Here is a 14,331-nt window from a genome sequence, read left to right as displayed (position 1 = left end):
TGGCCCAGGTCAAACGCAAGTTGATGTTCGGTGAGATCCTCGGCCAGGCCTTCAGCGGTATGTCCCTGGGCTCGATTCTATTGCTCGCGGCCCTGGGCCTGGCGATCACCTTCGGCCTGCTTGGCGTGATCAATATGGCCCACGGCGAGATGCTGATGCTCGGCGCCTATTCCACCTACGTGGTGCAGTTGCTGATGCAGCGCTACCTGCCCCAGGCCATCGAGTTCTACCCGCTGATCGCACTGCCGGTGGCGTTCTTCGTCACCGCCGCCATCGGCATGGCGCTGGAGCGCACGGTGATTCGTCACCTGTATGGCCGGCCATTGGAAACACTGCTCGCCACCTGGGGTATCAGCCTGATGCTGATTCAGTTGGTGCGCCTGGTGTTCGGTGCGCAGAACGTTGAAGTGTCCAACCCACAATGGTTGTCCGGCGGCATTCAAGTGCTGCCCAACCTGGTGCTGCCGTACAACCGTCTCGTGATCATTGCATTCGCGCTGTTCGTGGTGGTGTTGACCTGGCTGCTGCTGAACAAGACGCGCCTGGGCCTCAACGTGCGCGCCGTCACCCAGAACCGCAACATGGCGGCCTGCTGCGGCGTGCCAACCGGACGGGTGGACATGCTTGCCTTCGGCCTCGGCTCCGGCATCGCGGGCCTGGGCGGCGTGGCGCTGAGCCAGGTCGGCAACGTCGGCCCGGACCTGGGCCAGAGCTACATCATCGACTCATTCCTGGTGGTGGTGTTGGGCGGTGTCGGCCAGTTGGCCGGCAGTGTGACGGCGGCCTTTGGCCTGGGGATCGCCAACAAGATCCTGGAACCGCAGATCGGCGCGGTGCTCGGCAAGATTTTGATCCTTGCGCTGATCATTCTGTTTATCCAGAAACGCCCGCAGGGACTCTTCGCACTGAAAGGACGGGTGATCGACTGATGAATCAGCCATTGATGCTAACGGCCACGCAAAAGGCCGGCCCCAAGGTGACGATTGCAGTGGGCGCGGTGATCCTGTTGCTGCTGCTGGCTCTGCCCTTGGGTTCGCTGCTGTCGCCGGAAAACCCGCTGCATGTGTCGGCCTATACCTTGACGCTGGTCGGCAAGATTCTCTGCTATGCCATCGTCGCACTGGCGCTGGACCTGGTGTGGGGTTACGCCGGCATGTTGTCCCTCGGCCACGGCCTGTTCTTCGCCCTCGGTGGTTATGCCATGGGCATGTACCTGATGCGCCAGGCATCGGGCGATGAGTTGCCGGCGTTCATGACGTTTCTGTCGTGGACCGAATTGCCCTGGTACTGGGTGGGCACCCAACACTTCTGGTGGGCGCTGTGCCTGGTGGTCCTGGCGCCGGGCTTGCTGGCCCTGGTGTTCGGCTTTTTCGCTTTCCGCTCGCGGATCAAGGGCGTGTATTTCTCGATCATGACCCAGGCCCTGACCTTTGCCGGGATGCTGTTGTTCTTTCGCAATGAAACCGGATTTGGCGGCAATAACGGCTTTACCAATTTCCGCAGCATCCTCGGCTTTGGCATCACTGAACCTGGCACGCGGGCGGTGTTGTTCGTGGCCACGGTACTGCTGCTGGTGGCCAGCCTGTACATCGGCTGGCGCCTGGCCCGCAGCAAATTCGGCCGCGTGCTCACCGCACTGCGTGACGCGGAAAACCGCCTGATGTTCTGCGGCTATGACCCGCGTGGCTTCAAGCTGTTCGTGTGGGTGCTGAGCGCGGTGCTGTGCGGTTTGGCGGGCGCGTTGTATGTGCCGCAGGTGGGCATCATCAACCCCGGCGAAATGTCGCCGACCAATTCCATCGAAGCCGCCGTGTGGGTAGCGCTGGGCGGGCGTGGCACGCTGATCGGCCCACTGCTCGGCGCGGGCGTGGTGAACGGCATGAAGAGCTGGTTCACCGTGGCCTTTCCTGAGTACTGGCTGTTCTTCCTCGGGGCGCTGTTCATCATCGTCACGCTGTACCTGCCCAAGGGCGTCATCGGCCTGCTGAAGAAATGAGGAACGTCATGCTTGAACCTATTTTCGATGCGGGCAGCGGCCGTGATGCGATCGGTATCGGCCAGGCGGCCGGCAAGGGCCTGAATACGCGCCACGGCACCATCCTGACCCTGGAAGACATCAGCGTCAGCTTCGACGGTTTCAAGGCGCTCAACGACCTCAACCTCTACATCGGCGTCGGTGAACTGCGCTGCATCATCGGCCCCAACGGCGCGGGCAAGACCACGCTGATGGACGTGATCACCGGCAAGACCCGGCCCAGCCACGGCAACGCCTGGTTCGGCGAAACCCTGGACTTGACCGGCATGAGCGAGGTGCAGATCGCCCAGGCCGGCATCGGTCGCAAGTTCCAGAAGCCGACCGTGTTCGAGGCGTTGAGCGTGTTCGAAAACCTGGAGCTGGCGCAGAAGACCGACAAGTCGGTGTGGGCCAGCCTGCGCGCACGCCTGAGTGGCGAGCAGAAAGACCGCATCGACGAAGTGCTCGACACTATCCGCCTCACCGCCTCGGTGCATCGGCCCGCCGGTTTGCTGTCCCACGGCCAGAAGCAGTTCCTCGAAATCGGCATGCTGCTGATGCAGGATCCGCAACTGTTGCTGCTGGATGAACCGGTGGCGGGCATGACCGACGCCGAAACCGAATTCACCGCCGAACTGTTCAAGCGCCTGGCCGGCAAGCATTCGTTGATGGTGGTGGAGCACGACATGGGCTTTGTCGGCTCGATTGCCGACCACGTCACCGTGCTGCACCAGGGCAGCGTATTGGCCGAAGGGTCGCTGGAACAGGTGCAGGAAAATGAGCGGGTGATCGAGGTTTACCTCGGTCGCTAAGGTGGTTTCCTGTAGGAGCGAGCTTGCTCGCGAAGATCATCAACGATAGCGCGGGCATTCTGAATGCACGCGGTGCCCTCAGGTTTTTCGCGAGCAAGCTCGCTCCTACAGGGGATTGAGGAGGTTTTTGGAATGCTGCAAGTCAACAAGCTGCACCAATACTACGGCGGTAGCCACATCCTGCGCGGGCTGTCCTTCGATGTGAAGATCGGCGAAGTCACCTGCCTGCTCGGGCGCAACGGCGTGGGCAAGACCACCCTGCTCAAGTGCCTGATGGGCCTGCTGCCGGCCAAGGAAGGCGCAGTGAACTGGGAAGGCAAACCTATCACCGGTTTCAAGCCGCATCAGCGTGTGCATGCCGGGATCGCTTATGTGCCGCAAGGACGCGAGATTTTCGCGCGCCTGACCGTGGAAGAAAACCTGCTGATGGGCCTTTCGCGCTTCCCAGGCGCGCAAGCCAGGGAAGTGCCTGCGTTCATCTACGAACTGTTTCCGGTACTGCTGCAAATGAAGCATCGACGCGGCGGCGACTTGTCCGGTGGTCAGCAGCAGCAGTTGGCGATTGGCCGCGCCCTGGCCAGCCGTCCGCGCCTGTTGATCCTCGACGAACCCACCGAAGGTATCCAGCCATCAGTGATCAAGGAAATCGGCGCCGTCATCAAGCAACTCGCCGCCCGTGGTGATATGGCGATCCTGCTGGTGGAGCAGTTCTATGATTTTGCCGCCGAACTGGCCGACCAGTACCTGGTGATGTCACGCGGCGAAATCGTGCAGCAGGGCCGTGGTGAAAATATGGAAAGCGAGGGTGTACGCGGTCTCGTAACCATCTAATCTCTAGCCTCCTGACGATAAGCACTCAGCCATGAACCTGCCCGTTTCCCCTGCCCTGTTCACCCCCAGCTGGCACGCCGAGCTGGAACTGGGCTATGCGCGTTTCGGCGACACCACGCGCCCGGTCATGCGCCGTCACCTTGGCCCGCTGCGGGTGCAAAAGCACCTGTATGCCGAAGGTCCCGAGGTATGCCAGCACATCATCGTGCACCCGCCCGGCGGGATTGCCGGTGGCGATCGCCTGGACATCAGCGCCCACGTCGGCACCGATGCCTGGGCGCAGTTGACCAGCCCCGGCGCAGCCAAGTGGTACCGCGCCGGCGGCCCGGCATTTCAGCACGTCGAGTTGACCGTCGAGGCCGGCGCGACGCTGGAATGGCTGCCCCAGGAAACCATCGTGTTCAGCGCGGCCCAGGCCGAGCTCACCACGCGCATCGACCTGCAAGGCGATGCGCGGCTGTTCTACTGGGATGTGGTCGCCCTCGGACGCCCCGCCAGCGGCGAGCGCTTCGACCTCGGGCACTTTCAATCGCACCTGGATATCCGCCGCGACGGCCAGTTGCTCTGGCATGAGCGCCAGCGCATTGTGGGCGCCGATGGCTTGCTGGATTCGCCCATCGGGTTGGACGGGCAACCGGTGTTCGCCACGTTGCTGGTGACCGGTGAGATCGATCCCCAATTGCTCGAACACTGCCGCTCACTGCCACACGCGGTGCGCGGCGACTTGACCCAATTGCCCGGGTTGCTGGTGGCGCGTTGTTTGGCCAGTGAAGCGCTGCTGGCGCGGGGGTGGTTGATTGATTTATGGCGATTGTTGCGCCCGGCGCTGCTGGGCCGCGAAGCAGTCGCACCACGAATCTGGAGCACATGAAGATGCGCCCTTTTGTAGGAGCGAGCTTGCTCGCGAAGATCGTTAACGATAACGCGGGCATCCTGAAGGCACGCGGCGTCCTCAGGTTTTTCGCGAGCAAGCTCGCTCCTACAGGAGTTAGCGCTCGCCTTTTTAATTGCCTGACTACGGACTGAACCATGGACCTGACCCCACGGGAAAAAGACAAGCTGCTGATCTTCACCGCAGGCCTGGTCGCCGAACGGCGACTGGCGCGCGGTGTGAAGCTCAACTACCCGGAAACCATCGCCTATATCTCCGCCGCCCTGATGGAAGGCGCCCGCGATGGCCGCACCGTGGCCGACCTGATGCACTACGGCACCACCCTGCTCAGCCGCGAACAGGTGATGGAAGGCATCCCGGAAATGATCCCGGATATCCAGGTGGAGGCCACCTTCCCGGACGGCACCAAGCTGGTCACCGTTCATCAACCCATTGCGTAAGGTGCAGCGATGATTCGTGATGCAACCGAACACGACCTGCCGGCGATCCGCGCCATCTACAACGACGCGGTGCTCAACACCACGGCAATCTGGAACGAGCAACCGGTGGACCTGGCCAACCGCCAGGCCTGGTTCAGCGCACGCCAGGCGCAGCAGTACCCGATCCTGGTGGTGGTGGAAAACGATGAAGTCACCGGCTACGCCTCGTTCGGCGACTGGCGTCCCTTCGAGGGCTTTCGCTACAGCGTCGAACACTCGGTGTACGTGCGCAATGACCAGCGCGGCAAAGGCCTCGGCCCGCAGCTGATGCTGGCCCTGATCGAGCGCGCCCGCAGCTGCGGCAAGCACGTCATGGTCGCGGCCATTGAAAGCGGCAACCAGGCCTCGATCCGCCTGCATGAACGCCTGGGTTTCATCACCACCGGGCAGATGCCCCAAGTGGGTATCAAGTTCGGCCGCTGGCTGGACCTGACCTTTATGCAACTGACGCTGAATCCGGGCGCCAAACCGCCCAAGGAGTGAGATCGATGAGCGCTGCACACCTGCGTCGCGTCAATGCGGAAAGTTTTGCCCATTACCGCCTGGGCTTGATCGAGCTGTTGCTGGACGCGGTACAGCATGGCGCATCCGTGGGCTTTATGGCCGACTTCGATGAGACCCAGGCCCGCGAGTACCTGAACGGCGTGCAAGCCGGTATCGAAGACGCCAGCCTGCTGCTGTGGGTAGTGGTGCGCGAAGAACAAGTGGTCGCCAGCGTGCAATTGGCGCTGTGCCAGAAAGCCAACGGCCTGAACCGCGCCGAGGTGCAAAAGTTGCTGGTGCACAGCAGTGCCCGCCGCCATGGCCTGGGCCAGCAATTGATGAACACCCTGGAGCTCGCCGCCCGCCAGCACAAGCGCGGCCTGCTGTACCTGGACACCGAGGCCGGCTCCGGTGCCGAGGCCTTCTACCGGTCCCTGCACTACACCAAAGTCGGTGAGCTGCCCGACTACTGCCAAAGCCCGGACGGGCGCTACAGCCCGACCGCCATCTACTTCAAGACCCTGGGGCAACCTGCATGATTCCTGGTGAATATCAGATCCAGCCTGGCGAGATCGAACTGAATGTCGGGCGCCGCACCGCCACCTTGAGCGTGGCCAACAGCGGCGACCGGCCGATCCAGGTGGGTTCGCATTACCATTTTTTCGAAACCAATGACGCGTTGGCGTTTGACCGCACTGCAAGCCGCGGCATGCGCCTGAATATTCCGGCGGGTACGGCGGTGCGGTTCGAGCCGGGGCAGAGTCGCGAGGTCGAGCTGGTGGATTTAAGCGGCGGGCGACGGGTATTCGGGTTTGCCGGGCGGATCATGGGCGACCTTTAGGGCCTCATCGGGGGCAAGCCCCTCCCACCTTTGAAGGTATTCACAGCTCCAAATGTGGGAGGGGGCTTGCCCCCGATAGCGGTTTCACATTCAACACATATTCTTCAGGGCACACACATGAAAATCACCCGCCAAGCCTACGCCGACATGTACGGCCCCACCGTCGGTGACAAGGTGCGCCTGGCCGACACCGAGCTGTTCGTCGAAGTGGAACGGGACTTCACCGTCTACGGCGAAGAGGTCAAATTCGGCGGCGGCAAGGTCATCCGCGACGGCCAGGGCCAGAGCCAGTTGCTCGCCCATGAGGTGGTGGACACCCTGATTACCAACGCGCTGATTATCGACCACTGGGGCATCGTCAAGGCTGATGTCGGCCTCAAGAACGGGCGTATCCATGCGATCGGCAAAGCCGGCAACCCGGATATCCAGCCCGGCGTGACCATGGCCATCGGCGCCAGCACCGAAGTGATCGCGGGCGAAGGCATGATCCTCACCGCCGGCGGCATCGACTCCCATGTGCATTTCATCTGCCCGCAGCAGATCGAGGAAGCGCTCACCAGCGGCGTCACCACCATGATCGGCGGCGGCACCGGGCCGGCCACTGGCACCAATGCCACCACCTGTACGTCGGGGCCATGGCACCTGGCGCGCATGCTGCAAGCCAGCGATTCGTTCCCGATGAATATCGGTTTTACCGGCAAGGGCAACGCCAGTCTGCCTGAGCCGCTGATCGAACAGGTCAAGGCCGGGGCCATTGGTTTGAAGCTGCATGAAGACTGGGGCACCACGCCCGCGAGTATCGACAACTGCCTGAGCGTGGCCGATGAATACGACGTGCAGGTGGCGATCCACAGCGACACACTGAACGAGTCCGGCTTCGTTGAAACCACATTGGCCGCACTCAAGGGCCGCACCATTCACACCTACCACACCGAAGGCGCCGGTGGCGGCCATGCGCCGGACATCATCAAGGCCTGCGGCTTTGCAAACGTACTGCCCAGCTCCACCAATCCGACCCGGCCGTTCACGCGCAATACCATCGACGAACACCTGGACATGCTGATGGTCTGCCATCACCTCGATCCAAGCATCGCCGAGGACGTGGCCTTCGCCGAAAGCCGTATCCGCCGCGAGACCATCGCCGCCGAAGATATCCTGCATGATCTGGGCGCGTTCTCGATGATCAGTTCCGACAGCCAGGCCATGGGCCGTGTCGGTGAGGTCATCACGCGCACCTGGCAGACCGCCGACAAGATGAAAAAACAGCGCGGCGCCCTGCCCGGCGACGGCCCCGGCAACGACAACTTCCGCGCCAAGCGCTACATCGCCAAATACACCATCAACCCGGCGATCACCCACGGTATCAGCCATATCGTCGGGTCCATCGAAGTGGGCAAATGGGCGGACCTGGTGCTCTGGCGCCCGGCGTTCTTCGGCATCAAGCCGACCCTGATCCTCAAGGGTGGCGCGATTGCCTCAAGCCTGATGGGCGACGCCAACGCCTCGATACCTACGCCGCAACCGGTACACTACCGGCCCATGTTCGCCAGCTTCGGCAGCTCGCTGCACGCCACCAGCCTGACCTTTATCAGCCAGGCGGCACAGGACGCCGGAGTGCCCGAGGCCCTGGGACTGAAGAAGCAGATCGCCGTGGTCAAGGGCTGTCGCAACGTGCAGAAAACCGACCTGATCCACAACGACTACTTGCCCCACATCGACGTTGACCCACAGACCTACCAGGTCAAGGCCGACGGCGTGTTGCTGTGGTGCGAGCCCGCCGAGGTATTGCCCATGGCGCAGCGTTACTTCCTGTTTTAACGGCTTTTTGATCCACAGCAGGCCGGTGCCCGCCAGGTGGCGGGCGCAGGCAGGACCTCCTGGCCGCTACAGGTCAGTCGCTTCCTCCTCGGACGATTCACCGTCCAAGGGATGCTCCGCCAATTCCTGGCGACTCAAGGTCTCGATCAACGCCGCTTCCTTGACCGCCAGCCTGGCCTGCTCATCGTCGGCCTTTTGCTTGTACATGCCTTCGGTGAGGTCGCCCGCGTTGAAGCGGTCGGTCAGCGTGACCAACGCCTCCTGATGCGGCTGGCTCTGTGCTTCGAACTGCGGCCGATATTTATGGGCCAGATAGTCCTGCCAGAAATCCTCGGACACCAGCGACTGAAATTCCTGCGCCGAGTTATTCAGCGCCACGACTTTTTCATAGGCCGCATCGAGCATTGGCGCAGTGACCCCCACCATGCCGGTGAACCTGACATGGTCGGGTTGCCCGGGCAATTGCAGACGGTCCTTGAGGCCATGACGATAAGCCAGGCGGATTTCCACTTCCTCATTCAGTCGGCTTCTGTGGGGTTGTTTTTCGGCCAGGGACACCGCCGGGTCGTTAACGATGGCTTCACTGCGCTGGATATCCGCCGAAGCGATTTTATCGATCTCATGCAGACGGAACAGGCCTCTGGACAACTGCGACAAGGCGCGCCCCGGCGCCTCACCGAGCGCCTGTGCGCGAGCCCGGTAGACCAGCACTCGCACTTCCAGGTTGCTGAAAGTAAACGCCGCACGGTCACAACACCTCGGCTCCCCCGCGCGGTCAAACAGTTCCTGGCGCAACTGCGCCGATTGCGGGGTGTTTTCGCTGATCGCGTCCAGCATTTCCCAGACCCGACGCTGCTGCTCCCCCCGGTCAGCTCCAGCCAGATCGAGGCGCTCGAGTACACTGTTGAACAAACCATCGGCACCCGGCTGGTCGCGCAATGCAAACCACTGGGTTCGTCTGGCGGCGATTTGCTCCGCGGACAGGTTGGAGGTCCAGCGCAGGAACGGCGTTTCTTGCGCGGCCGTGATCACCCGGCCACCGCGAACCTGCCTGGCGGAATCCACCAACAGATTGATTTCCCCCGCCCCGGACGGCCCTGCCTGCCGCAGCCGGGCAGCATAATCCAGCACCCGCTGCTGGGTCTCTGCGGATAACGGGTTGTTGTTCACGCGGGTCACGCGGTTGATCCGGGTCATCTGCTCCAACTGCTCCGCCGGGGGGGCAATCACGGCGGCGGGAATGCTTGTGATCTGGTTGTCTTGCAGGTCGATGGTGTCCAGGGCCGGTTGTTCCGCCAAGCCGACCGGCCAGGTATCGATCTGGGTTCTGGCCAGGCTGAGGGTACGCAGATCGGTGATACGGCTGAAGTCCGGGCTGATACTCAGTGGGTTGTCATGCATCAGCAGCGCGCGCAGGGTCGTGCGTTCAGACAGGATACGCGCCGTTTGCGCAGTCAGACGGATCTGGTTTTTTTGCAGCATCAAGCGCGTCAGGCCGTGCATGTCCCCCAGGGCCGGGGGCAACTCGCGCAGTTGGTTGTTCGACATGTCCAGCCAGCGCAGGTGGCGATAGCGCGCGAGGAACCCCTCGGGTGAAGCGCTCAAGTGCATGTTGTTCAATTTGAGTGAGCCGACATGGCTGAAGTCCACGTCCAGATCCGGCAGGCTGGGCAGGTTCAAGCCGCTCAAATCCAGCTCCAGGCCGATAGGCGTGCCGTCATTGGCCAACTTCGGCGCGCTCTCGCGTCGCCAGCATTCGAGGATACGTTGCTGCGCGGTGTACCTGTCGGTCATCGCGGCCGTGTTGGCCTGCCGTTCGCCCATCCGCACGTAGCGCTGACGCTCACCGCCCCCGGAAAAGACCCAGGCACTCAACTGGTTTTGCAGCACGTTGAACTCCTGCTCCAGCCTGGTCAGCTCCGCACCCGCGTCCGCGCCTGACCGCCAGAGGAACTCCCTGGCTTGCTGGCTGCTTTTACCTGGGTACACCCGCCGATATTTTTCGACATCGGGATTACCACTGTCGAATGCATCGGATAGGGCGCCCTTGATGAGGTCTGGGCGGGTCTCGCTCAAGCGCTGCCAATAGCTGTCGAGCTCGCGCCAATACTCGGCGGGGAATGCGTTATCGCGCAGCAAGGTCACCCCATTGATCCTGGCGATCTTGTCGAGTCGGTCGGGTGCCGGCCTGAGATGTTGCTCCGGTACCTCACGCAGTTGGTTTTGGCTCAGATCGACCCGTTCCAGGCCTTCCTGACTGCTGAGGCCGGCTGGCCACTGATCAATGCCGGTGTTGCGCAGGTTGAGTTTTTTCAACCCCCGCATGCCGCTGAAGTCCGGCACGCTGCCCAAGGGGTTATTGGCCAGCGAGAGGTCCTCAAGCTGGACCATCGCACTCAGTTTTGCGGCACTTTGACGGGTCAGCTGGAGCCGGTTGCCGCTGATTCGCCCACGGTTTACGCGGTTGAATCGAGAAGATTTTCCGCTCAGGTCCAACGAGGTGAGGTGACGCATGTCACCCACCGCCTCCGGCAACTCGGTCAGCCCGCAATCGTCGATCCTCAAGCCACGCAATTGGCCGAAGCCAGCCAGGAACCTCTGGGCCGTGTCAGACCAGGCGAATCGGTGCAGCTCCAGCGTCTGGACATGGCTGAAATCCGCGTCCACCGCTGGCAGCTCCAGCGTGCCGGTGCCGAACAGGTGCAGCGATGCCTCGCTCTCCCGGCGCCAGCACCGCCTGATAGTGTTCGCGATGCTGACGGCAGGGTCCTGCGCACGCGCCACTGCGCTGCTCGTGGGCTGCTCGTTGACCTTGACCCACTCTTTGAGCGTCTCATCCAGGCGCTTGTATTGCGCTTTGAGCTGGTCCAGTTTGCCCCCGGCGTCATCGCCCAAACCCTGGATAAATCGCGCCACTTCTGCGTCATCGAACGAGGGGTAAAGCGCCTTCACGCGGTCCTGCATACGGCTGCTGGAAGAGCGCAGCGCCCCACTCACCCGCTGGAGGATGCCGCGACCACCCCCGAGCAGGCGCATGGCCGGATCGTAAGCCGGCTTGCGCACCGGGTGCTCCAGCAGCACCGTACGCAATGGCTCCCGCGGCAGTGGAGTGTGTTGAATCGCCGCCTTCAATTGCTGCGCATCGGTGAACCCCAGGCCCTGGCGCTCGCGGGCCGATAAGGCATCCCAGGCGCCAGCGTAGAAATCCCGTGGGACCGGTGCCTGGAACAGGCCGTTGTCCATCTGCACCAGCACCCTGGTGTGGGGCCAGTCCGGCGAGCCGATCGCGTCGAGGAGCGGGCCGGCAGTCGAATACTGACGCAACTCTACCCGCGTCCCCCGTGGCCATCCCGGCAGGGTTTCGAGGGTGCGCAGGGCCAGGCGCTGGCTGTCGATGTCCGCCAGTGTGTCCAGGTGCAGCCCTTCATAGGCTTTGGCCACACGGGTTTCCTGCTCGCACCACTGCGCCAGTTCGGCGCTTTCCGGCGGCAGCCGCCCGGTGTCGCGCAGTGCCTCCAGTGCCGGCGTATCGAGGTGCTTGAGCAACTGCGCCGCCACCGGTTCGGGCAAGTGTGGGTAGCTGTCACGGATGAGCCGCACATCGGGATCATCACTGGCGCTCAGGGCGTTGTAACGCTCCTCGAGCAGCGCGCCCTTGAAGGTCTCGACCACACCGGCAATGTCCTGGCGCAACAGACCGGCCCGGGTCTGCAGTGAATCCTCGCCAGTGCCGGGAATGCCTTTGAGCGCGGGGTCAACGCCTTGCAGGGTGTTCAGCACCTCTTCAAGCAACTCGCCACGGGCGATGTGCTGCTCACTGAGCACCACCACGCGCTTGGCCGGCGATGGCCGTGCATCGTCTTCCCACAACAGCGTGCCGTGGCGGTCGAGCACCCGCAGGGGCGGTTCCTGGGGCAGCAGGCCGCGCCGTCGCAGAATGTGCATTTGCAAGGTGATGTCGGCCTTGGCGTAGACCGCCGGATCGCTGCTGCGCATCTGCTCGATGAACGTCGTGAGTTGCTGGTGCAGCTTGAAACGCTCGATGCTCTGGTTGAGCAACACGGGCACCGGCTGATGCTCAACGAAGGTCTCGCGCAACGCGTCCACGCCGACACCGCTGGCGTCCCGGGCGTGCTCCAGGCGCTCGGCACTGAGGGGTTCACGCGTGAGGCCCAGGCGCCGCATCAGGGTGGGGGTGTCCCAGGTCAACGGCTCCTCGACTTCATGGCTCCAGGCACCGGCATGGTTATGCTCCAGCAGGGGTGTATAGGCCTCGGGGCGGCTCGGGTGCTGGATGCGGTAGTCGCCGGTGCGGGCATCCTGTTTGACCCGGTAATAGTCGCCTTCATGGGGCAGGATCGTCTCACCGTTGTGCTGGTAAAGCCCGAGGCGATCCGGCTTGGCGTCGGCGCCCAGGTCCACAGGGATTTTGTACGCCCCCATGTCCGGGTTCCATAGTTGCGATTGACCATCGGGCTGGGTGATGGGCCTGAGGTTATCGACCATGCTCGACACTTTCACTTGCGGCAGGACCTTGGAACCGGTGCCGATAAACGCCGCATTGAGCGCCACACTGGAAAAATGCGCCCACATCGATTTAACGTCGCCCTGCTCGTAGGCTTCAATGCCCTCGAAGGCTTCGCTGGCCATTTGCGCGGCCCCCACCGCCAGCATGATCGGCCCCAAGCCCGGCACCACGAACGCCGCCAGGTTGTACACGCTGATGACCGCATCCAGATAGCTCGACAAGCGCTCAAGCCGCGCGTTGCGGTCTTCATCGCCGGTGGGCACCGCCACCGCCCGCCCATCGGCCAGGATCTTGCGCACCTGGGCCTGGCGCAGTTGTTCCCAGAGATTGCCGCTGATCTCCATCTGCGCCAGCGGCAACCGCGCCGCCCTCGGCTTGATCGGGTAATCGGCGGCCGCGCCGTTGGAGGGTTTGTAGAGGGCGTCGAACTGCTTGAAAAACACCCCTTGCTCACGCTGTGGCACAAAACTGCTGAAAAACCGCCGATAGGACGCACTGTGCAAGCGCGTGCGCAGATCGACCATAAAGTCGGCGCTGGAGACGTATTCCTTGACGGGCTGCTGGGGGTCGTTGGGGATATACACCACCAGACGCTCGACCCGCTCGCTGTCCAGGCGGTTCGGGCCAATCAGCACAGGGCCCACCAGCGTACAGCCGAACACCTGCAACGCCGCAAACGCCACCGGCTTGCCGTCGAGCGTGGCGCTGGCGGGATCGGCCACCACCTGCTGGAGCATGCGATAAGCCGTGTCGCTGATGCCCCACCCCGTGCGGCCATTGGTGAGGCTGCCGATGTATTGGCGCCGGGCGATTTCGCTGCCCAGGGCCAATGACTGACGGTGATATTCCTCTAATTGCTTCTCCAGCGCGTCACGCTCGGCACCGTCCTCGGGCTGCACAATCGCCTTGAGGTGCTGCTGATACTGCTCACCCAGATCAAGGGTGCGGCAGAGCCTGGCAAACGCATGGGGCGCAAGGCTGACCGCCTGGGCGTTTACGGCGTGGAAGGTGGACAACACCTCGCCGTCATAGCCACTCCACGTGGTAATGAGCTGGCAGTCGTTGCACGGCAGCGGTTGTTCCTCGTCGGCCTCGAAATTGGCCAGGGCCGCCTCGAGCAGGGAAACACCCCGGTACTCGTAGCTCAGGGACCCATCGTTCTGCTGGTCGAAGACCAGAAAGCCATAAAAGTCATCGCGGCCTTTAAGCGCGTACTTGCGCACGAAGTACACCTGGCGCACATCCAGATCCAGGTTGAATTGCTGCTTGATCGCATCTTTGAGCGGCTGCTCGGCGAAATCCAGTACGTCCTTGATCGTGCCCAGGGTGTTCTCGACCCGGTTCAAGGCGTCGCGGTAACGAATATGGCTGGCCGCCAGCTCGCTTCTGGACTGCGCCGTGGCACTCAAGTACCAGCTGGGCAGCTCCATTTCGTGGTCAGCGAGTTCTTGCTGGCGCTGCGCAGCCGATTGGTTGAACCAGGCGGGCACGCGGCCTTTGAGGAAGTCGTAGTGAACGCCGCGCAGGTCGACGTTGAAGGTCCCTTCGGCACTGGAAGGGGGAGGCAGAGAATCCGGCATGGCGGGTCGTCCTTGGTTGAGAGCAAAGCCCCCAGCCTATCGAACGACCCGTG

The 14,331-nt window shown here is 62.8% G+C and carries 11 protein-coding genes; 10 read left to right on the top strand and 1 reads right to left on the bottom strand.

Going from position 1 to position 14,331, the window contains the following annotated elements; translation table 11 throughout:
- The 10 genes from urtB to ureC form a co-directional block, all read left to right on the top strand.
- Positions 1 to 929 (top strand): urea ABC transporter permease subunit UrtB (gene urtB, locus BFP96_RS08805; protein ID WP_065936040.1); only part of this gene is annotated, 929 nt, incomplete at its 5' end.
- Entirely contained in the window at positions 929 to 1,996 is a 1,068-nt protein-coding gene (gene urtC, locus BFP96_RS08800) for an urea ABC transporter permease subunit UrtC (protein WP_065936039.1), read from the top strand. The genes urtB and urtC, both read left to right, overlap by 1 nt.
- Entirely contained in the window at positions 1,993 to 2,826 is an 834-nt protein-coding gene (urtD, locus tag BFP96_RS08795; RefSeq protein ID WP_163032567.1) for an urea ABC transporter ATP-binding protein UrtD, read from the top strand. The genes urtC and urtD overlap by 4 nt, the downstream gene beginning before the upstream one ends.
- Before the next feature lie 132 nt (positions 2,827 to 2,958).
- The gene (gene urtE / locus BFP96_RS08790; RefSeq protein ID WP_065894560.1) at positions 2,959 to 3,657 is read left to right on the top strand and encodes an urea ABC transporter ATP-binding subunit UrtE; all 699 of its coding nucleotides are present in this window, start codon (positions 2,959 to 2,961) and stop codon (positions 3,655 to 3,657) included.
- Between the two features lie 31 nt (positions 3,658 to 3,688).
- Positions 3,689 to 4,528, top strand: coding sequence for an urease accessory protein UreD (locus BFP96_RS08785; RefSeq protein WP_065883396.1), 840 nt, complete (start codon positions 3,689 to 3,691; stop codon positions 4,526 to 4,528).
- 158 nt (positions 4,529 to 4,686) lie between these two features.
- Positions 4,687 to 4,989 (top strand): urease subunit gamma, encoded by a 303-nt coding sequence (gene ureA / locus BFP96_RS08780; RefSeq protein WP_003171437.1) that lies wholly within the window; start codon positions 4,687 to 4,689, stop codon positions 4,987 to 4,989.
- A gap of 9 nt (positions 4,990 to 4,998) precedes the next feature.
- The gene (locus tag BFP96_RS08775) at positions 4,999 to 5,511 is read left to right on the top strand and encodes a GNAT family N-acetyltransferase (RefSeq protein WP_065896748.1); all 513 of its coding nucleotides are present in this window, start codon (positions 4,999 to 5,001) and stop codon (positions 5,509 to 5,511) included.
- 5 nt (positions 5,512 to 5,516) lie between these two features.
- A complete protein-coding gene (locus tag BFP96_RS08770) occupies positions 5,517 to 6,050 on the top strand; it encodes a GNAT family N-acetyltransferase (RefSeq protein WP_065883393.1) in 534 nt (177 codons plus the stop codon).
- Positions 6,047 to 6,352, top strand: a complete 306-nt coding sequence (locus tag BFP96_RS08765; protein ID WP_065936038.1) for an urease subunit beta — start codon at positions 6,047 to 6,049, stop codon at positions 6,350 to 6,352. The genes BFP96_RS08770 and BFP96_RS08765 overlap by 4 nt, the downstream gene beginning before the upstream one ends.
- A 117-nt stretch (positions 6,353 to 6,469) precedes the next feature.
- Entirely contained in the window at positions 6,470 to 8,170 is a 1,701-nt protein-coding gene (ureC, locus tag BFP96_RS08760; protein ID WP_065896747.1) for an urease subunit alpha, read from the top strand.
- 66 nt (positions 8,171 to 8,236) lie between these two features.
- On the opposite strand, the gene BFP96_RS08755 is transcribed toward ureC, so the two are convergent.
- The gene (locus tag BFP96_RS08755) at positions 8,237 to 14,278 is read right to left on the bottom strand and encodes an NEL-type E3 ubiquitin ligase domain-containing protein (protein ID WP_065936037.1); all 6,042 of its coding nucleotides are present in this window, start codon (positions 14,276 to 14,278) and stop codon (positions 8,237 to 8,239) included.
- Positions 14,279 to 14,331 lie beyond the last annotated feature (53 nt).

Source organism: Pseudomonas sp. 34 E 7, from assembly GCF_900005715.1.
In the GTDB taxonomy this organism is placed as follows: Bacteria; Pseudomonadota; Gammaproteobacteria; order Pseudomonadales; family Pseudomonadaceae; genus Aquipseudomonas; species Aquipseudomonas orientalis_A.
Note: the sequence above shows the minus strand (reverse complement) of the source record. Positions and strands in the feature narration are given on the sequence as shown.